The organism is Herpetosiphonaceae bacterium (assembly GCA_036374795.1).
In the GTDB taxonomy this organism is placed as follows: domain Bacteria; phylum Chloroflexota; class Chloroflexia; order Chloroflexales; family Kallotenuaceae; genus LB3-1.
Genome location: DASUTC010000169.1, coordinates 1 through 17,636, shown reverse-complemented (window position 1 = coordinate 17,636; position 17,636 = coordinate 1). Strand labels below are relative to the sequence as shown.

Here is a 17,636-nt window from a genome sequence, read left to right as displayed (position 1 = left end):
CCTCTACCCCGCTGTCCTATGCCCGGCAACTGCACTCGTGGTCTATGATACAATAGTAACTTGAGTAACAAACAGGAGTATAGGCATGGCGGAGTTTGTTACGGTGGCGAGCGTCCAAGACTTTAACGAAGGCACGGTCAAGGCATGCACAGTCAACGGAGAAATGATCGCGATCGTGGCCTGCAACGGGCAGTTCTATGCCATCAACAACATTTGTAGCCATGAATACGCCGAGCTGCACGAAGGCGAGGTCGATACCGACGAATGCACGATCGAGTGTCCGCTGCACGGCTCGCAGTTCAGCCTGGAGTCGGGCCGTCCCCGAACGCTGCCAGCCGTCACGCCGATCGCGACGTATGAAGTCCGCGTCGTCGGCGATGAGATTCAGGTAGCCGTTAGCTAGAATATCCGCAGGAGGAGGTTCGCATGACACAAGCCTCACACACCTACGCCCGTCCAGAGGTACTGGTCGATACACAATGGGTCGCGGAGCACCGCGACGATCCCGGCGTGCGGATCGTGGAGTGCGACGAAGACGTGCTGCTCTACGATCTGGGTCACGTCCCCGGCGCGGTCAAAATCGACTGGGTAGAAGATCTCAACGATCCGCTGGTCCGCGATTATCTGGACAAAGCAGGCTTCGAGAAGCTGATGCGCAAGAAGGGCATCGCCAACGACACGACGGTCGTCTTCTACGGCGACAAAAACAACTGGTGGGCGACCTATGCCTTCTGGGTCTTCCAGCTCTTCGGGCACACCAACGCCAAGATCATGAACGGCGGTCGCAAGAAGTGGATCGACGAGGGACGCGAGCTCGCCACGGAGGTGCCGCAGTACCCGGCGACGGACTACACGGCTCCTGAGCGCTCGGACGAGCAGATCCGCGCCTTCCGCGATCAGGTGCTGGCGGCGCTTAAACAGCGTGACGTTGCGCTGGTCGATGTGCGCTCGCCCGACGAGTACACCGGCAAGAAGCTGCACATGCCGGAGTATCCCCAGGAAGGCGCGCTGCGCGGCGGTCACATCCCAGGCGCGCAGAACATCCCCTGGGCCACGGCGGTCAACGAAGACAGCACGTTCAAATCGCGTCCAGAGCTGGAGCAGATCTACGGCTCGAAGGGCATCACGCCCGACAAAGACGTGATCGCCTACTGCCGCATCGGCGAGCGCTCGTCGCACACGTGGTTTGTGCTGACATACCTGCTGGGCTACGACAAGGTGCGCAACTACGACGGCTCGTGGACCGAGTGGGGCAACGGCGTCGGCCTGCCGATTGAGAAGTAATCGGCTCGACAGACTCGCCGAAGGACAGAGGCCACGCGCTTCTGTCCTTCTTGCATGTGGCCTCTGCTACAATACAAGCGACAAGAACGTTCTTGTTCTTTGGGTCCTTTGTTCCTAACGGTTTGTTCTTTGGTTCCTAACGGTTTGTTCTTTGTTCTCTCGCACGGATTGCATAATGATCCGGCGGATACAGGAGATAGAAATGTCTGAAACCCAGATTCCGCCCCGGCTCGAAGAGATCATCGAGGACTTCAAGCTGGCGGAAGGCGCTGAGAAGCTTGAGCTCCTGCTGGAATACGCGCGCAACATGCCGCCGCTGCCCGCATGGCTTCATGGTCAGCGCGATGCGATGGAGCAGGTTCACGAGTGCATGACGCCCGTGTTCGTGTATGCCGAAAACCAGAACAATCACCTGAAGTTCCACTTCGACGTGCCCGAAGAGTCGCCGACGGTGCGGGGCTATGCCGCGCTGCTGAGCGAAGGCGTGGAGGGCGCAACGCCGGAGGAGGTGCTGCGCATCCCCGGCGACTTCTATCAGGAGATGGGCCTGCAAGATGTGCTTTCGCCGCGCCGGTTGCAGGGCGTGCATACGATCCTGGCCTACATCAAGCGGCTGGCGACCAAGGAGCTGGCGAGTGAGGCGGGCCAGCGCTAAACAGCGGCACGACGCATGCTCAGCAGCCAATACCATCGTACGGCGCTGGCTGAATCGTGAAAGGATAGATAGAAGCTATGGCGATCACAGTGATTTTGCCGAATGCGCTGCGGCCCTACGCCGCATACAACGATCGAGTCGCGCTGGATGCCGCCACCGCTGGCGATGCGCTGGGCAAGCTGGTCGAGCGCTATCCCGACCTCAAGGCGCGCCTGCCGGAAGATCTGAGCACGCTGCCGCCAGGAATGGGCATCTACCGCAACAGCCAGGACCTGCGCGGCCTCCAGGGCCTCGATACGCCACTGCGCGAAGACGATCGGCTGACGATCGTCGTGCCGGAAGGCGACCTGTAGCGCCCACAGCGGGTGGTACAATGCAACCAGCAGATACTAAGGAGTACCATGATGATAAATGAAGATATGGTCCGAGCTGCCCTGAGAAACGTGTACGATCCTGAGATCGGCCTCAACATCGTCGATCTGGGGCTGGTGTACGACGTAAACGTCGACGAAGAGGGCAAGCAGGTAAAGATCGATATGACGCTGACCACGCCCGCCTGTCCGGCTGGCCCGATGATCATCGAGAGCGCGCAGAAAGAGGTGCTGACCCTGCGCGATGTTCATCCGCAGCTCGAAGAGGCAAAGATCAACCTCGTCTGGACGCCCTTCTGGAACCCGTCGATGATGAGCGAGGACGCGAAAGAAGAGCTGGGCTACTTCTAAGCTGCAGCCCGATCTCTGGCACCAAGCTTGCAAGGCCCAAGGCGGCTTCGTCTTGAGAGGAGAAGCCGCCTTGGAGAGCAAGGCACCGGAGCCAGACACGCGCACTCTTCCAGGCGGAGAGTGCGCGTTGTTACGTATCTTCAACTGCCCCGCGATCCGCCCGCGAATCGTGTAGAACTACGCATCCAGTGTGTGCTATAATGCGGCCCTACCCCGAATTCTACCGTACGTCATAGCAGCGGGGAAAGTGCATATGTCGGTATCCCATCGCAAGCACGTTCACCACGGGACACCATCGAAACGGCCCGCAGCTCGCAACGCACGGGTCGCTCCTCAACAAACAACCTCATCTGCGGACCATGCGGTCCCACATGCCTCTCCCTCGGCGATGAGCGCCGCCGATCTCTTGGCGCTTCAGCGGACCGTTGGCAACCAGTCGGCGCAACGCGAGCTAGCCACAGCCAACCATGCCCCATCCAAGGCGGGCAAGGCTGCGCCGGATGCGGCCTCTCGGATCTCGCAGGAAGATGTCAAGTACGAGATTATCGCCCATCAACTCGCGTATCAGAACACCATCCCCGACGACGCCAAGCGTCTGCTGACGCGGTGGGGCTATGAGGGCGAGTGGCTGGGATGCGTCGACGATCAGGCCAGCAGCTTCTTCGTCGGCATGCTGGTGCCAAACGAGGCTGGCAAAAAGGCTGGCAGGCTGCCGATCCTGGCGTTTCGGGGCACGAAAGAGCTGCTGGGCGACCTCGTCGCCGACACCGACCCGGTTGCGGTCGGCTACGAGCAGTTTATGGCGAATAAACGGCATGTCGCGCAACTGATCAAAACGGCTGGCGGCAGAGTCGATGCCGTGGGGCATAGCCTTGGCGGCGCGCTAGCCCAGCACGCGGCGGTCAACTTTCCCTCGGAGATCAACCGGGTTGTCACCTTCCAGGCACCAGGCGTGACAGCGGCCCAGGCGGCGCGCTTTGCCAAGCTCAAGAAGCGGCCATCGGTAACGCACCATATCTCAAAGGGCGATCTCGTCGATCTGGCGGGCGTGGGTCATCTCGATGGAGAAGTCTACCAGCACTCGCCCAACGGCAAGAGCGCGATCGGCGCGCATACCGCGCAGTTGCTGAGCGCGCCTGAGTTCAAGCGCCACCACCAGGCGCTGGGCCTCAACTCCGATCAGGACTGGGCCGACATGGGCGTTGCAAAAGATGCCCGTGTCACCAGCAAGCAGCCCGTCGAGCGGCACACAGCGTATCCGCACAAGCTCAAAGGCATGCTCAGCGAAACCGCGCGCACCGGGATCGGCCTGAGCCTGACAGGGATCAGGGCGCTGATCAGCCTCTCGACCGCCACCGCCGATCTGTTCCGCGAGGAGAACGCCGACATTCACGCGCTTGCCAAGCAGGGCGAGGCCGGATTTAGCGCCCTGTCGGCTGAGAAGCGCAGCTTCATGGTCTATCGCCTGTGCCAGGGCCGCACCGCAGGGACCGATGAGTCGGCGATTCTGACGATCCTGCGGGCCTCCGTGGCAAACGGCGATGTCGCCCAGGTGATCCAGCTCGCCGGCCCGACCGCAATCTATTACGCTCTGGATGGCGCGAACTACAAGGCGCTGCGCTCGATCTACAATCAGCACTACTACAAGCAGGCTTCCATGGCCGATCTGCAAGGGCTGGTCAATCACTGCCTCAACGGCCTAACCGAGCGCTGGGAGGAAATGCTGGCTGATCTTTTAGTCGCTCGCGCTCAGGATAGCGGTAGAGCCATTTTGATGCAGGCTGGTGGGGGAAACTATAACCTTGGCCTGCGCAGAATTCTGCGCGTCCTCGACGGCAAAGAAAAGAGCATGGTTGCCGCGCACTACCGATTCGATGCGGAGATCAGAGCGGCTCCTTAGCAGGGCCGCCGCACGCGGCGTTTATTCGGAGGAGTTCGCGAAAAGGCTTAGCCGCTTTGTCGCCTTGAGCGCGGCATCCCGAAAATCCGCCCACAGCACCTCAGTCGCGTCGTCGGGCTGCCACAGATCTGCCACATCGGCGGCGGTGGAGAGGCGTCCAAAGGTCGTCGGGATGAACGTGATACGCCGTAAGCGTCTGCTTGGAATCGGATGTGCGAGGCGCTGCACCGGGCCGAGCGCCACGCGGTAGTACTGCTCGGCGGCGCGGGGATGATCCGGCTCGTCGGGAAGCAGCTCGCGCCGCGTCATCTGGTTGTAGCGCAGCGCGGGCGCGTAGAAGCCCACCTGCCACACGGCAGCACCCAGCGGCCTGGTCAGGTAGAACGCCAGGTAGAGCGCGGCGACCGGATGCGGCGCGCGGCTGAGCGGAATCCGGTACCACTGCTCCTCACACACGCGCTGCCAGTCGCGCCGGTTGTTGACGACGACGACCAGCGTGGGCGCTGCCGGGTCTATGCTGTCTGCTCGCTGCAGCTCAGCCATGCGGCAACCTCCGGCTCGTAGCGCGCCAGATCGCGGCGCAGGCGCAGCAAGGCCACATCCGACGCCTTGGCCTCAAGCATCACGTCAAAATCGCGCACCGTCGCCGCCAGCCGCACAAACGCCGCAAACTCCCAAACGTTCAAAAAATCGGCATGATGGCCCGGACGCGGCGGACGCAGCAGCCAGCGGCTCCGCCCCGTCTCCGGCTCGACCTGCTCGACGGCGCGCAGCTCGGTACGCGGCGAAGAAAAGTGGACCTTGGGCGTGCGATCGTGGGGCCACGTTTGCAGCGCCGCGTCCAGCGCCGCGTCCAGCGACCAGCCCTCAGGGTTGTTCAGGCGAAAGTGCAGATGATCGAAGACCACAGGCACGCCCGTCGCGCCGTGCAGCCGCAGCGCAGCGCCAAGCGACGCGCCGTTATCTTCGTGCTCCAGCACAAGCCGCCGCTGCACGCACTCCGGCAGCCGATCCAGGCTTGCGACCCAGCGGCTCAGCGCGGCATCCAGGTTGCCGTAGGTCCCACCCACATGCACGACGATCACCGCGTCCGCGTCGAGCGCCATGCCGTCGAGGATCGCCGCCAGCAGCCGCAGCACGAGCCGGGAGTGCTCGGCCAGCGCAGGATCATCTGCGGCTACCTGCACATGCAGCGGCGCGTGAAACGACAGCCTGATCCCATATCGGCGGGCCAGCGCGCCCACCTCAGCCAGCTCCGCCTGACACTCGTCGATCTGGTGGTGAAACTGCGGCAGGGCCGGATGCGTAATAAACGGCGCGAGATCGGTGGACATGCGGTAGAACGCGATCTGCGCGCGCGACAGATAGGCGAACACATCGCGCAGATGTGCCAGGCTGATGCTGAGATGCGGCGCGTGCTCAGGCCGACGTGCGTCATACGCTCGCAGGCCGCGCTGGCCCAAGATCCGAACCGGAAACCCTAGACGCATAGTGCTGGCTGCCGTGACGACGATCTAGAACGGGTGTGTCAGCAGTGTAGCATACGCGGCTGTGCATGCCTAGATCTTCTGTTTTACGCCCGCAGCGGCGACGATTCGTAGTGAGCCAGCAGATCGGCGGGATCGTCGTAGATCGCGCAGGCATCTGCAAGCTGCCGATCGTCGAAGCCGCCGGAGCGCACCGCGATCACGCCCACCCCACACGCGCCCGCCGACTCGATATCGTAGGGCGTATCGCCGAGCATGATCACCTGGGCGGGCTCCAGCCCTAATTTCTCCAGCGCCGCGCCGACAATATCGGGCGCGGGCTTCGATTCCTCGGCATCGCTTGAGGTCGTCGCATCGGCGATCAGATCCTCTACCTGAGCGGCCTTGAGCAGCGACTCCAGCTCATCTTTTTTGGCCGAGCTTGCCACGATCAGGCGCAGCCCGTCGTCGCGCAATCGCAGCAGCAGTTGGCGCGCGCCGCTGGCGGGCTTGAGCGTCGGCGCGTAGCACTCGGCAAAGATCGCTTTGCGGCGCTCGGCAATCGCTTTGCCGACGCCCTGCCGATCGCTGAGGCCGGGGATCACCGCCGGCAGCAGCTTATCGCCGCCCATGCCGATCAGCGGACGCACGCGCTCGAAGGGCACAGCGTAGCCATGCTCGGCAAAAGCCTCGACCCACGCCTGCGCGTGGGCGTCGTTGCTCAGCACCAGCGTGCCGTCGACATCCAGAATCGCTCCCTGTAGTCGCATAAGTGTACTCCACATCCGGATTGCAGTTTTATTGCCTGTGCAGCCGATAGCAAGGGCAAGACCAGCAAGCGCTGGCATATCAGTTGCTCGAATGTCACCGTAGAGCAAAGGAGCACATTATGGATCAAGTCTATGTAGGCATGACAGTTGAAGACGTAACCGGACCGATCGGAGTGGTCGAGTCGATCGAAGAAGATCCGACGACGGGCAATCCGCGCGTGATGGTGCGACGCGACGACGGCGATCTGCTGACGCTCGCTCCTGGCATGTACATGGTCGTGGGAGATGTGCTGCATATCGACGAGGTCGAAGAGGGCCAGGCTGGCATCGTGACTGACGCGACGACGGCCAGACATTCGGGCATCGCGGCAAACAGGTTCGATCCGCTGCGCACGCAGGAGCTACCGACAACCGACCGAGGCATGCTGCATACCGAGCAGGATCTCGCGCCGGGCGAGGAGCTGCGTATCCCGGTGATCCGCGAAGAGGCCGTCGTGCGCACGCGCGAGGTCGAGGGCGGCGGCGTGCGGGTTCACAAGACCGTCAACGAGCGCGAGGAGGTGGTCGAGCTGCCGACGCTGCGCGAAGATGTCGATGTCGAGCGCGTCGCGATCGGGCGAGTCGTCGAGGCTGCGCCCGAAGTTCGCGAAGAGGGCGACACGCTGATCATCCCCGTGCTGGAAGAGATGCTGGTCGTCGAGAAGCGGCTGGTGCTGAAGGAGGAGATTCGGATCACGCGCCGACGCAGCACCGAGGTGGAGCAGGCGCGGGTGGTGCTGAACGAGGAGCAGGTGACGATCGAGCGACTCGACGAGCGCTCCGCCGGTCGCTAATTCGATCGCGCACTGGTATGCCGTGGCACGGACTTTGCCATATGGTTATCGGGCTGATCAAGCCCATGATGAGAAGAGAGGCACAACGACATCTTAACGGTGGATAACCGGAAGGGAAGGAAGAGGTATGGCTAAGAACGTTGTAGGTCTGTTCGACAACATGAGCGATGCGGAAGCGGCAGTTCGTGATCTGCGTGACGCGGGGTTCCCCAGCGGCGACATTAGCTTTGTCGCCAACAATGCGGACAACCGCTACAGTATGGACAACACGAGCTACACCACAGCGGACGACACGGAAGCTGCGGAAGGCGCTGGCATCGGCGCGACCGGCGGCGCGGTGCTCGGCGGTCTGGCCGGTCTGCTGGTCGGCCTTGGCGCGCTGGCGATCCCCGGCATCGGCCCGGTGGTGGCGGCGGGCACGCTGGCGACAGCGCTCGGCACGACTGCGGTAGGCGCTGGCATTGGCGCGGCAGCCGGTGGTCTGGTAGGCGCGCTGGTGGGCGCGGGCATTCCTGAGGAAGACGCCCATGTGTACGCCGAGGGCATTCGCCGTGGCGGCGCGCTCGTCGCGGTGCAGGTCGCGACGGATGACGAGGCCAATCGCGCAGCCGACATCATGGATCGCCACAACGTCGTCGATATCGACGAGCGCGGCAGCACGTATCGCCAGAGCGGCTGGTCGCGCTTCGACGAGAGCGCCACGCCCTACACCGACTTCGACAGGAGCCGAACGGCGGGCACGGCGTATGGCAGCACGACCAATGTGAGCGGCACTGACTTCGACACGACGCGCACCGGCTACAGCAGCACCAACCTCGAACACGGCGGCGAAGCCAAGATTCCGATCATCGAGGAAGAGCTGCGCATCGGCAAGCGCGAGGTCGAGGGCGGCGGCGTGCGGGTCAACACCCGCATCGAGGAAACGCCGGTCAACGAGCAGGTGACACTGCGCGAGGAGCGGGTCGACGTGCATCGCAAGCCGGTCGATCGCCCAGTCTCGGATGCCGACCTAGCAAACCTTCAGGAAGGCACCTTCGAGGTCCGCGAGCGCTCCGAGGAAGCGATCGTCGACAAACAGGCGCGTGTGGTTGAGGAAGTTCACCTCAGGAAGGATGTCGAGGAGCACACCGAGAATATTCAGGATACGGTTCGGCGGACGGATGTCGATGTCGATCAGATCAGCAGCGAGCGCACCGTTGGCTACACCGACACCGACCGCACCACGACGGGCTTCAACCGCACAGGCACGGACGAGGGCGCGATCGAGCGCGGCGCGTCCAAGCTGGGCAACGCCGCCGAGCGTGGCCTGGGCGCAGACCTCGACCGCGACGGCGATGTTGGGCAGCGCGACCCGCGCAATAACTTCTAAGACTAACCTCCGATTGGCCGGGGACGCTCATCTCGTCAGAGATGGGCGTCTTTGGTTATTGCCTGCGGCCTTGATTGGCCTTGCGAAACGCGGCGGCAAGCGGACTCTCGGCCTCGTCGTCTTCGGGCGTGGAGTAGAAATGCTCTTCGGGGGCGGGCGGCGGCTCGGCCTCGGCTGCCTCGTCCTCGTCCCAATCCAGCGAGAGCGGCCTGTCACCGGCCAGCGCGATCAGCGCCTCGACATCGAGCACCGCCACCTCGATCGCCGCTGGAAAAGGCTGAAGCTCGTCCAGGGCAGCAACGCGGCGCAGCTCATCGTGCTCGGCGATGGCCTCGTCCAAGGTCTGCGGCAGGCGCTCAGGGGCGTCGGGCGCGGCGGCCAGAGCATCGCGCTCCTCCGCCGTGACGATGCCGGTATCCACCAGCACGATGCTCGCGCTGACACCAGGAAACGCCAGCGCCAGGATCGCGTACGTATCGCGAAGCTGCCGCAGCGCGCGGTGGAGCGCGCCCGCCCTGCGGCTGGCCTTGATCTCGAAGACATGAATCCGCGACTGACCATCCAGCACCACGGCGTCCAGCTCGCGGTACTTGCGCTGCCAGCTCCGCCCGATGCGCTCCTCGTACTCCAGAATGCGCCGATCGGAGAGCGTCAGGCGCGCTGCGAGCGTGTCGCGCACGACCGTCTCGACCTCGCCGCCGAAGAGATCGCGCTGTGAGGGTGGGCGGATCGCCCGCTGGTTGGCCCGCTGAAGCAGCATCTGCGCGACATGCCGCTGGTAGGCCGGATCGTCCTGGGTGATCAGGCGTGGACGATTGAAGCGCTGCATAGATTCCTCAGTTTCAAGTTTCAAGTTTCGCGTTTCAAGTTTCGCGTTGCAGGCCCTCACCCGGGCCGGGGTACCACGCCGGGTGCCATGCCCAAAGGGCACCCGGTCTGGCGCCCGCACGGCGCCCGTTCTTTATTCTTACGTCCTCGTCTTCCCGCCTAGCTCCTGTGCCCGCCGGTAGGCCGCCCAGATGCCATCGGCCATCACCGTGCGCAGGCCGCCGCGCTCAAGCGCATGAAGCGCCTCGGCTGTGGTGCCGCCGGGCGACGTGACCATATTGCGCAGCTCGGCGAGATGCTTGCCCGATTGCATCGCGAACGACACCGAGCCATGCATCGTTTGCAGCACTAGCTCTTCCGCCACGCGCCGGGGAAAGCCCATGTGTACGCCCGCGTCGACCATCGCCTCCAGCAGCAGAAAGCAGTACGCGGGGCCGGTGCCCGACAGCGCTGTCGCCATATCCAGATACTTCTCGTCGGCGACGTAGTGCTCTTTGCCGAGCGCGCCCAGGATCGTCGCCGCCATGCCGCGCTGCCGCTCGGAAACCGCCTCCGTGGCGGTCCATACGGTCATGCCCTCGGCGATCTGCGCGGGTGTGTTCGGCATTGCCCGCACGATCGCGGCATGGCTCAGCGTGTCGCGGAACGTGGCGATCGTCGCGCCCGCGATGATCGAGAGCACCAGGTCTTTGGTCTGAACCGCGCCGCGCAGCGTCGGCAGGACTTTGGGGAGCGTCTGCGGCTTGAGCGCAAACACAACTACATCGGCGTCGTGGGCGGCCTCGCGGTTGTCGTCGGTGACGCGAATGCCGTACTTCGTCTGGAGCGCTTCCCGGCGCTCGACGCGCGGCCCCGTGGCGATGATCTGATCAGCCGGAACCAGCTCCTCCTTGAGCAGGCCCGCGATCATCGCCTCGCCCATCATGCCCGCGCCGAGAAACGCGATCGTCACGTGTTGCAGCATATATCACCTGTCTGGTATCGTGCAGAAGACGTTGAGATCCACATGCACACGATTTAAAGCCGCGCATCGCGATCCCGAATCCAGCGGTTGAGGATCAGATCGCGCTTATTGGGCGCTTCCCGCCACATGCGCCGCAGATCCGGCACCTGTTTCCAGGCCAGCAGCAGCAGCACTCCGATCGGCGCCGCGACGGAGATCAGCGGGTAGCCGCGCCACCAGGCGGCTGCCGTCAGCAGCAGACCAGCCGCCACGCCCGTAAAGGCGAGGTTGCGGGTCAGCAGCAGCACCAGCAGCGTGCCGCCGACGATCAGCCAGGCCAGCGCCGGAAAGAGCACCAGCACCACGCCCAGGCCAGTTGCCAGGCCCTTGCCGCCCCGGAAGCGCAGCCAGAGCGGGTAGGTATGGCCCAGCACGGCGCACCAGCCCGCTGCCACAGGCAGCCACGCGGGGCCAGCGGCGCGCAGCGCGAGCAGCACAGCCAGCGCGCCCTTCGCCGCGTCCAGGCCAAGCGCCAGCCAGCCCCAGCCACGCCCGACATGCCGCATCACGTTGTGCGCGCCGATGTTGCCGTCGCCGAGCGAGCGAAGATCACGGCCAGCCAGGCGCGCAACCACGTATGAGAACGGGATCGCGCCGAGCGCATAGGCCACAAGCAGCACCAGCCACCACATTGCGCGCTCCTGCGTGCCGCCGCTGCCGTCGAGCGGCTACTTCGTGTCGTATCCGTCGGGATGAGTCGAGTGCCACTGCCACGCGGTCTGGACGATCTCATCCAGGCCGTACTGCGGCTGCCAGCCAAGCAGCGTGCGCGCCTTGGTATTATCGGCGTAGATTGCGACCGGATCGCCCGGACGGCGGCCTGTGTGCTCGACCGAAATATCGACGCCGCTGACGCGCCGGGCGGTATCGATTACCTCCTGCACCGACGAGCCTTGGCCGGTGCCCAGGTTGAAGATCTGCGATTGATTCTCGCGCATCAGGTATTCTAGCGCCTTGATGTGCGCGTCGGCAAGATCGATCACATGGATGTAGTCGCGGATCGCCGTCCCGTCGGGCGTCGGGTAGTCGGTGCCAAAGACCTTGATCACCGGGCTGCGGCCCAGCGCGGCCTTCATCACCAGCGGGATCAGATTCAGCGTCAGCGTCCAGTCCTCGCCGATCCTGGCGTCGAACGACGCGCCCGCCGCGTTGAAGTAGCGCAGGCTGGCGTAGCGCAGGCCGTGGCAGATGTCGAACCATTTGAGCATCTGCTCGACCATCAGCTTGCTCTCGCCGTACGGGCTTTCGGGATGGAGCGGGTTTTGCTCGCTGACCGGCAGCGTCTCAGGCGTGCCATAGACCGCGCAGGTGGACGAGAAGACGAAATAGTTGATCCCCGCCCGCTGCATGGCCCGCAGCAGCGAGAGCGTGGCGCAGACGTTGTTCTCGAAGTAGCGCTCCGGCTGCTCCATCGACTCGCCGGGCGCTTTGTAGGCCGCGAAATGGATCACCGCGTCGATCGCATGCTCAGCAAAGAGCCGATCGAGCAGCGCCTCGTCGCCGGTGCTGCCTTCGATCAGCGGCGCATCGCCGACGGCAGCGGGGTGGCCGTACTCCATGCTGTCCAGCACGATCACATCGTAGCCCTGCTCCCGCAGCAGCCGCGCGGTGTGCGAGCCGATATAGCCCGCGCCGCCTGTCACCAATACCTGCATGTCCTTCTTCCTTTCTTATGTCCACCTGATCGAGGCGAGTTGTCGCAGCCGCCCTCTCTTTGTGCGGCATAACCTGAGCGTTAAGCATAGCCGAAAACCGCCGTTTGCGCGATCACGGTTTGCGCTGTGAGGGCTGCGAGCATCTCGGCACACGAAGATGAACGCTTATCCGCTGGCGATCGTGACGTAGTGTGGTACGATCCTCAGAAATTGAAGCATGACCGGACAAAGAACAGCCCATGACCTACGCCCAACAGATTGCTACACAGCTCAACCTGCGCCCTGAGCAGGTCGCGGCCACGATCGAGCTCTTCGACGACGGCAACACGCTGCCGTTTATCGCCCGCTACCGCAAGGAGCGCACCGGCGGCCTGGACGAGGAGCAGCTTCGCGCGGTCGGCGGCGCGCTCGAATCGCTGCGGGCGCTGGACGAGCGGCGTCAGACGATCGTCGCCGCGATCGAGGCGCAGGGCAAGCTCACGCCTGAGCTGCACGCGCAGATCCTCGCCGCCGCCACGCGCACCGCGCTGGAAGATCTCTACCAGCCATACAAGGCCAAGCGCCGCACACGCGCCAGCATTGCCCGTGAGCGCGGCCTGCACGCTCTGGCCGATCTGATGCTGGAGCAGATTCGCACGCCACAGACGCTTGAGCAGCTTGCCGCGCCGTTCCTCAGCGCCGACGTGCCCACGGTGGAGGATGCGCTGGCCGGGGCGCGCGACATCGTGGCCGAGACGATCAGCGATCATCCGCAGGTGCGGCAGCAGACTCGCGACCGCGCCTTTCAGTGGGGCACGCTCCACAGCGATCGGATCGAAAAAGCCGACGATCCGCGCGGCGTGTACCAGACCTACCACACGTTCAGCGCGCGTGTCGACCGGCTGCGCCCGTATCAAGTGCTGGCGATCAATCGGGGCGAGAGCGAGGGCGTGCTGCGCGTGCGGGTCGTCGTGCCGGAGCGCGACTGGCAGGCGGCGATCACGGGCGTCTTCCGGCCCGACCGCCGCTCGCCGCTGGTTGAGCAGATGAGCCTCGCTATCGCCGATGCCGCCGATCGGCTGCTGCTCCCGACGATCGAGAGGGATGTTCGGCGGGCGCTGACCGAGCAGGCCGAGAGCCACGCGATTCAGGTCTTTGCCAGCAACCTGCGCGCGCTGCTCAGCCAGCCGCCCCTGGCGGGGCATGTGATCCTGGGCATCGATCCCGGCTTCCGCACCGGCTGCAAGCTGGCGATCGTGGACGCGACCGGCAAGCTGCTGACGACCGCGACGATCTACCCACACCCGCCGCAGCAGCAGCGCGCCGCCGCTCGCCAGACCTTGAACGACCTGATCGCGCGGCATCACGTCACGCTGATTGCGATCGGCAACGGCACGGCCTCCCGCGAAACTGAGCAGCTGGTCGCCGAGGTGATTCGCTGGCAGGCTGCCGTGCGCTACCTGATGGTGAGCGAGGCCGGCGCGAGTGTCTATAGCGCCAGCCCGCTGGCGCGCGCCGAGCATCCGGAGCTGGATGTGAGCCTGCGCGGCGCGGTTTCGATCGCGCGGCGGGCACAAGATCCGCTAGCCGAACTGGTCAAGATCGAGCCGCAGGCGATCGGCGTGGGGCTGTACCAGCACGATGTGGATCAGGCGCAGCTTGCGAAAGCGCTCGGCGGCGTGGTCACGGAGGTCGTCAACCGCGTGGGCGTCGATCTCAACACTGCGTCGGGGGCGCTCCTGACGTATGTCGCCGGGATCGGACCCAAGCTGGCGGAGCGCATCGTCAACTACCGCGACACGAACGGACGCTTCACTAACCGCGCGGCGCTGCGTAAGGTTTCCGGCCTGGGACCGAAAGCGTTTGAGCAGGCGGCAGGCTTTTTGCGCGTCCGCGACGGCGACACGCCCCTCGACGCCAGCGCGATCCACCCTGAGAGCTACCCGATCGCGCGATCGATCCTGGCGCGGGCCGGAATCGACGAGCAGACGCCGCTGCATGAGCGGCAGACAGCGCTCGAAAGCCTGCGCGAGTCACAGCCGCTTGAGGCGCTGAGCGCGGCGCTGGGCGCTGGCGTTCCCACGCTGATCGACATCTTCGAGCAGCTTGTGCGTCCGGGCCGCGACCCACGCGCCGATCTGCCAGCGCCGATCCTGCGCAGCGATGTTCTTTCGCTTGAAGATGTGCGGCCCGGCATGCTGCTGACCGGCACCGTGCGCAACGTCGTCGATTTTGGCGCATTCGTGGATATTGGCGTCAAGCACGATGGTCTGCTGCACCGCACGCAGATGCCGCGCGGCCAGCGGCTCAGCGTCGGCGATGTGATCGAGGTCGAGATCGTGGAGGTCGAGGCCGAGCGCGGGCGGATCGCGCTCAGGCTGCCGTCGGCAGGGTGACGCTTCCTGGACAGAGCGGCGAGAGGAGCAGGGCGAGAGCGATCAGGCCGATCGCTCTCCGGCGCTCGAACGCGAAGGCGTGCCAACTCTCAGCCGTGGCCGCGTACGACTCGCCGTATCCGTGCCGCCTGGGATCAGCCCGACGGTGACAAGCTGCACGTAGCGCTCAATATCTTCGCTGCTCTTGAGCGTGTTATCGGCGTATTCGAGCACCATCCCCAGCAGCGCGCCCAGGATCAGCCCAAGAATGCCGCCCGCCAGCATATTGATGCGCGTCATCGGCTTTGCAAGCCACGCCTGCTGCGCTGGCCTCAGCCGCAGACTCACGCGATCCTCGCCCTGCAAGTTGCGGTTCTCTTCCACCACCAGCGCGTTAAGCTGCTGGCCCACGGTGTTAACCAGATCGCTGGCAGTTGTGGGATCGAAATAGTCGGCCTCGATGACGATCAGCGAATCGTTCGGCTGCGGCTGAAGACGCACATACTCCATGAGCTGCATACCGGGCATGTCGAGCTTGAGCCGATCCGAGATGATTTGCATCTGGTCCGGGGTATAAATCAGGTTCACAAAGCCATTATAAATCGAGTTGGCGAACATATTGCCGCCCGTATCCAGCCGATTGAAGCGCACGACATAGGCTGCCCGCGAGCGATACATGGGCGTTTGAAGCTTTGAAAATCCGTAGGCCGAGACGACGCCAGCAACGGCGACCAGGGCGATGATCCACCATTGTCTGCGGATAATATTCACATAGTCTTTGAGCTGCATAGCATACCAGGCACCCCAGAGCGCAACGCGCCGCTCCCTGATGGCCTGCTACCCCTTTCGCTAACGTGTTCGGGCGGTATGGTACCATACTCTGCCATAGCGCGAGAATCGCCTGAACGAGGCGGTGGCTGATGCCGACGTGACGAGCCGCTGATGCACGCGCCGCGATACAGGGGCAATCGGCTCAAGCGCGATGCGCGAGAATCCAGGCCGCGTAGCGCCGAACGTACTCCCTGGAATCCTGCTCGCAGCCTCGCGCCACGGCGAAGGCGCGCTCGGCGTCGAGGTGCAGCACCAGGCGGAGCTGATCTTTGAACTGCTCGGAGAATCGCCCGCTGACGAGTCGCTTGAGGATCGCGTCGATCGCGCGCGCCTGCTGCTCCTGGCTAAGCGCACAATGCTTCAGGCGACGTGCGATCAACGCCCGTGCGCGGCCATGCCAGCAGCCGTACGTCTCGGCCTCAAGAAAAGCGACGCAGCGCTCGATCGCAGCGGGATCTTGGAGCAGCAGCCAGTCGGCAAGCGCATGCAACTGGACCTTGCTCAGCTCTTCGAGCGGGTCCCAGAACGCATTATCAACCGGGGTTGACCTGTGATGTTTCATACTGCTCCTGCGGAGAACAAAGAACAAAGGGACGAGAACAAAGGAACAAAAGAACAAAGGAACAAAGAACAGTCTTGGAACTTGGAACTTGGAACTTGAAACTTGAAACTTGAAACTTAGAACCGTCCCAGGGAAATGATTCAATCATCTGATGGCCGACGCCCGACCACGGTAAACAGCCGATCTTGTGGCATGACTGGCTCGAAGCTAAACTCGTGGTAGAGCCGGACATCCACAAACCCGGCTCGCTCGAAAAGGGTACGTGCCTGCGCCTGCGTGTAGGAGCGCGTCGCGGGCGCGCGGTGGTGCTGCTCCTGCGCCACGATCGTCCCATCCACAAGCACCTGGTAGAGATCCTCGGTATCCTCGCACTCGGTCGCCGGATCGAAGCGCGCGCGAGCCACCCGCCGGATCGTCGCGCCGTCCTCCGGTCGCACCGCCGACTTCTCCCACTCCCCTTCCAGCGGCTCGCCCGCGCTCCACAGCGTCATGAACGGCGCGGTCAGTATCCCGCCCGGCTCCAGGTGGGCGAAAAAGCGCTGCATGGCCTGCGCGACCAGCGCCGGGTCGAGCAGCAGTTGCAGCGAGCTGGACGGAACCAGGATCGTGCGGTAGGTGCGCGGCAGCGCCAGCGACTCCATCGTCTGCTCGTGCAGCCGGGGCGCGAGGCCGAGCCGCTCCGCTTTTTGCCTGCACAGCGCCAGCATCTCAGGCGAGTTGTCCATGCCGTCCACGTCGATGCCCTGCGCCAGGTAATCCAGCAGCAGCCGCCCGGTGCCGCAGCCGACATCGAGCACCGGCTGGCCTGATTGCTGGATCAGCTCAAGGAAGAAGAAGCGGTCGGGCCATGTGGAGGTATCGCCGCGCAGCAGATCCCACGCCTGCGCCATCAATCCGCTGTATTCATAATCGGCCTGCGCCATAGCCTTTTCCTCGCGGCCGTCCGCCTGATCTCAGATCGAAAGGAACACGAGCATTATCGCCGAGTCTGGGATGGGCCGCAACTAAACTCTATACATCAGCGCGTTTTAACCTGCTATTGACAAATCTGCTATACTCGATCTATAGTGTACACAGAGCATTCGCCGTGTAGCCATAGGCTACTTCTATCGAGTACAGCTACACTCCTTTGATCTGGCGTTAGCGGTATGTAGTGCCGCACGCCCTTGTGCATAGCCTGGCCGGACCGCGCTCACGTCCTCACGCGCCGTCGACGGCTCACCCCCCACAACCTTGTACGCCGATACTCATCGGCGCTTATCGTTTTGTCTGGACGCGCCCATTGGCGACGCATCGCCCGCCCAGCGCTGCGTGCGCCCGTACTTCATACCCCGCTCGCTGGTCTGTGCGACACGGTGCAGGCCATTACTCGCCTACGGAGGAAAATCAATGCACACACGTCGG

General features: G+C 63.9%; 19 protein-coding genes. 9 read left to right on the top strand and 10 right to left on the bottom strand.

The window, feature by feature from the left end:
- Positions 1 to 85: 85 nt before the first annotated feature.
- The 6 genes from VFZ66_12405 to VFZ66_12380 all read left to right on the top strand — a co-directional run bounded on the left by VFZ66_12405 (position 86) and on the right by VFZ66_12380 (position 4,561).
- Positions 86 to 403 (top strand): non-heme iron oxygenase ferredoxin subunit, encoded by a 318-nt coding sequence (locus VFZ66_12405; protein ID HEX6289989.1) that lies wholly within the window; start codon positions 86 to 88, stop codon positions 401 to 403.
- 23 nt (positions 404 to 426) lie between these two features.
- Positions 427 to 1,284, top strand: coding sequence for a sulfurtransferase (locus VFZ66_12400; protein HEX6289988.1), 858 nt, complete (start codon positions 427 to 429; stop codon positions 1,282 to 1,284).
- Positions 1,285 to 1,486: 202 nt separating this feature from the next.
- On the top strand, positions 1,487 to 1,939 hold the full coding sequence (locus VFZ66_12395; GenBank protein ID HEX6289987.1) for a SufE family protein: 453 nt from the start codon (positions 1,487 to 1,489) through the stop codon (positions 1,937 to 1,939).
- Positions 1,940 to 2,016: 77 nt separating this feature from the next.
- Entirely contained in the window at positions 2,017 to 2,292 is a 276-nt protein-coding gene (locus tag VFZ66_12390) for a MoaD/ThiS family protein (GenBank protein HEX6289986.1), read from the top strand.
- Positions 2,293 to 2,340: 48 nt separating this feature from the next.
- Positions 2,341 to 2,661 (top strand): metal-sulfur cluster assembly factor, encoded by a 321-nt coding sequence (locus VFZ66_12385; GenBank protein ID HEX6289985.1) that lies wholly within the window; start codon positions 2,341 to 2,343, stop codon positions 2,659 to 2,661.
- A 406-nt stretch (positions 2,662 to 3,067) separates the two neighbouring features.
- Positions 3,068 to 4,561, top strand: coding sequence for an Mbeg1-like protein (locus tag VFZ66_12380; protein HEX6289984.1), 1,494 nt, complete (start codon positions 3,068 to 3,070; stop codon positions 4,559 to 4,561).
- Positions 4,562 to 4,582: 21 nt separating this feature from the next.
- On the opposite strand, the gene VFZ66_12375 is transcribed toward VFZ66_12380, so the two are convergent.
- The 3 genes from VFZ66_12375 to VFZ66_12365 all read right to left on the bottom strand — a co-directional run bounded on the left by VFZ66_12375 (position 4,583) and on the right by VFZ66_12365 (position 6,797).
- Positions 4,583 to 5,104: a hypothetical protein gene (locus tag VFZ66_12375; protein HEX6289983.1), complete on the bottom strand. Its 522-nt coding sequence runs from the start codon at positions 5,102 to 5,104 to the stop codon at positions 4,583 to 4,585.
- Positions 5,074 to 6,051, bottom strand: coding sequence for a hypothetical protein (locus tag VFZ66_12370; GenBank protein ID HEX6289982.1), 978 nt, complete (start codon positions 6,049 to 6,051; stop codon positions 5,074 to 5,076). The genes VFZ66_12375 and VFZ66_12370 overlap by 31 nt, the downstream gene beginning before the upstream one ends.
- 83 nt (positions 6,052 to 6,134) lie before the next feature.
- Entirely contained in the window at positions 6,135 to 6,797 is a 663-nt protein-coding gene (locus VFZ66_12365) for an HAD family hydrolase (protein HEX6289981.1), read from the bottom strand.
- A gap of 119 nt (positions 6,798 to 6,916) precedes the next feature.
- Here VFZ66_12365 and VFZ66_12360 point away from each other — a divergent pair, with 119 nt between their 5' ends.
- On the top strand, positions 6,917 to 7,630 hold the full coding sequence (locus VFZ66_12360; GenBank protein HEX6289980.1) for a YsnF/AvaK domain-containing protein: 714 nt from the start codon (positions 6,917 to 6,919) through the stop codon (positions 7,628 to 7,630).
- Between the two features lie 127 nt (positions 7,631 to 7,757).
- Complete coding sequence (locus VFZ66_12355) at positions 7,758 to 8,999, top strand: YsnF/AvaK domain-containing protein (protein HEX6289979.1); 1,242 nt, start codon at positions 7,758 to 7,760, stop codon at positions 8,997 to 8,999.
- A gap of 55 nt (positions 9,000 to 9,054) precedes the next feature.
- Here VFZ66_12355 and VFZ66_12350 read toward each other — a convergent pair whose 3' ends face one another.
- From VFZ66_12350 to galE, 4 genes are all read right to left on the bottom strand, one after another.
- Entirely contained in the window at positions 9,055 to 9,828 is a 774-nt protein-coding gene (locus VFZ66_12350) for a hypothetical protein (GenBank protein HEX6289978.1), read from the bottom strand.
- A gap of 138 nt (positions 9,829 to 9,966) precedes the next feature.
- Entirely contained in the window at positions 9,967 to 10,791 is an 825-nt protein-coding gene (gene proC / locus VFZ66_12345) for a pyrroline-5-carboxylate reductase (protein ID HEX6289977.1), read from the bottom strand.
- A gap of 53 nt (positions 10,792 to 10,844) precedes the next feature.
- A complete protein-coding gene (locus tag VFZ66_12340) occupies positions 10,845 to 11,462 on the bottom strand; it encodes a glycerol-3-phosphate acyltransferase (GenBank protein HEX6289976.1) in 618 nt (205 codons plus the stop codon).
- A 36-nt stretch (positions 11,463 to 11,498) separates the two neighbouring features.
- A complete protein-coding gene (gene galE, locus VFZ66_12335) occupies positions 11,499 to 12,485 on the bottom strand; it encodes a UDP-glucose 4-epimerase GalE (GenBank protein ID HEX6289975.1) in 987 nt (328 codons plus the stop codon).
- A gap of 239 nt (positions 12,486 to 12,724) precedes the next feature.
- Here galE and VFZ66_12330 point away from each other — a divergent pair, with 239 nt between their 5' ends.
- On the top strand, positions 12,725 to 14,860 hold the full coding sequence (locus tag VFZ66_12330) for a Tex family protein (GenBank protein ID HEX6289974.1): 2,136 nt from the start codon (positions 12,725 to 12,727) through the stop codon (positions 14,858 to 14,860).
- 42 nt (positions 14,861 to 14,902) lie between these two features.
- Here the strand turns inward: VFZ66_12330 and VFZ66_12325 are convergent, their stop codons facing one another.
- The 3 genes from VFZ66_12325 to VFZ66_12315 all read right to left on the bottom strand — a co-directional run bounded on the left by VFZ66_12325 (position 14,903) and on the right by VFZ66_12315 (position 17,155).
- Positions 14,903 to 15,628 carry a Wzz/FepE/Etk N-terminal domain-containing protein gene (locus tag VFZ66_12325; GenBank protein ID HEX6289973.1) on the bottom strand — a complete coding sequence of 242 codons (726 nt, stop codon included), beginning with the start codon at positions 15,626 to 15,628 and terminating at the stop codon, positions 14,903 to 14,905.
- A gap of 184 nt (positions 15,629 to 15,812) precedes the next feature.
- Positions 15,813 to 16,232: a hypothetical protein gene (locus VFZ66_12320; GenBank protein ID HEX6289972.1), complete on the bottom strand. Its 420-nt coding sequence runs from the start codon at positions 16,230 to 16,232 to the stop codon at positions 15,813 to 15,815.
- 140 nt (positions 16,233 to 16,372) lie between these two features.
- Positions 16,373 to 17,155, bottom strand: a complete 783-nt coding sequence (locus VFZ66_12315; protein ID HEX6289971.1) for a class I SAM-dependent methyltransferase — start codon at positions 17,153 to 17,155, stop codon at positions 16,373 to 16,375.
- Between the last annotated feature and the right edge of the window lie 481 nt (positions 17,156 to 17,636).

Coding starts and splice junctions, on each gene's coding strand:
- VFZ66_12390 (HEX6289986.1), top strand. CDS start 2,017: ATGGCGATCACAGTGATTTTGCCGAATGCGCTGCGGCCCTACGCCGCA.
- VFZ66_12400 (HEX6289988.1), top strand. CDS start 427: ATGACACAAGCCTCACACACCTACGCCCGTCCAGAGGTACTGGTCGAT.
- VFZ66_12350 (HEX6289978.1), bottom strand. CDS start 9,828: ATGCAGCGCTTCAATCGTCCACGCCTGATCACCCAGGACGATCCGGCC.
- galE (HEX6289975.1), bottom strand. CDS start 12,485: ATGCAGGTATTGGTGACAGGCGGCGCGGGCTATATCGGCTCGCACACC.
- VFZ66_12330 (HEX6289974.1), top strand. CDS start 12,725: ATGACCTACGCCCAACAGATTGCTACACAGCTCAACCTGCGCCCTGAG.
- proC (HEX6289977.1), bottom strand. CDS start 10,791: ATGCTGCAACACGTGACGATCGCGTTTCTCGGCGCGGGCATGATGGGC.
- VFZ66_12320 (HEX6289972.1), bottom strand. CDS start 16,232: ATGAAACATCACAGGTCAACCCCGGTTGATAATGCGTTCTGGGACCCG.
- VFZ66_12405 (HEX6289989.1), top strand. CDS start 86: ATGGCGGAGTTTGTTACGGTGGCGAGCGTCCAAGACTTTAACGAAGGC.
- VFZ66_12365 (HEX6289981.1), bottom strand. CDS start 6,797: ATGCGACTACAGGGAGCGATTCTGGATGTCGACGGCACGCTGGTGCTG.
- VFZ66_12360 (HEX6289980.1), top strand. CDS start 6,917: ATGGATCAAGTCTATGTAGGCATGACAGTTGAAGACGTAACCGGACCG.
- VFZ66_12395 (HEX6289987.1), top strand. CDS start 1,487: ATGTCTGAAACCCAGATTCCGCCCCGGCTCGAAGAGATCATCGAGGAC.
- VFZ66_12385 (HEX6289985.1), top strand. CDS start 2,341: ATGATGATAAATGAAGATATGGTCCGAGCTGCCCTGAGAAACGTGTAC.
- VFZ66_12340 (HEX6289976.1), bottom strand. CDS start 11,462: ATGTGGTGGCTGGTGCTGCTTGTGGCCTATGCGCTCGGCGCGATCCCG.
- VFZ66_12315 (HEX6289971.1), bottom strand. CDS start 17,155: ATGGCGCAGGCCGATTATGAATACAGCGGATTGATGGCGCAGGCGTGG.
- VFZ66_12370 (HEX6289982.1), bottom strand. CDS start 6,051: ATGCGTCTAGGGTTTCCGGTTCGGATCTTGGGCCAGCGCGGCCTGCGA.
- VFZ66_12325 (HEX6289973.1), bottom strand. CDS start 15,628: ATGCAGCTCAAAGACTATGTGAATATTATCCGCAGACAATGGTGGATC.
- VFZ66_12375 (HEX6289983.1), bottom strand. CDS start 5,104: ATGGCTGAGCTGCAGCGAGCAGACAGCATAGACCCGGCAGCGCCCACG.
- VFZ66_12355 (HEX6289979.1), top strand. CDS start 7,758: ATGGCTAAGAACGTTGTAGGTCTGTTCGACAACATGAGCGATGCGGAA.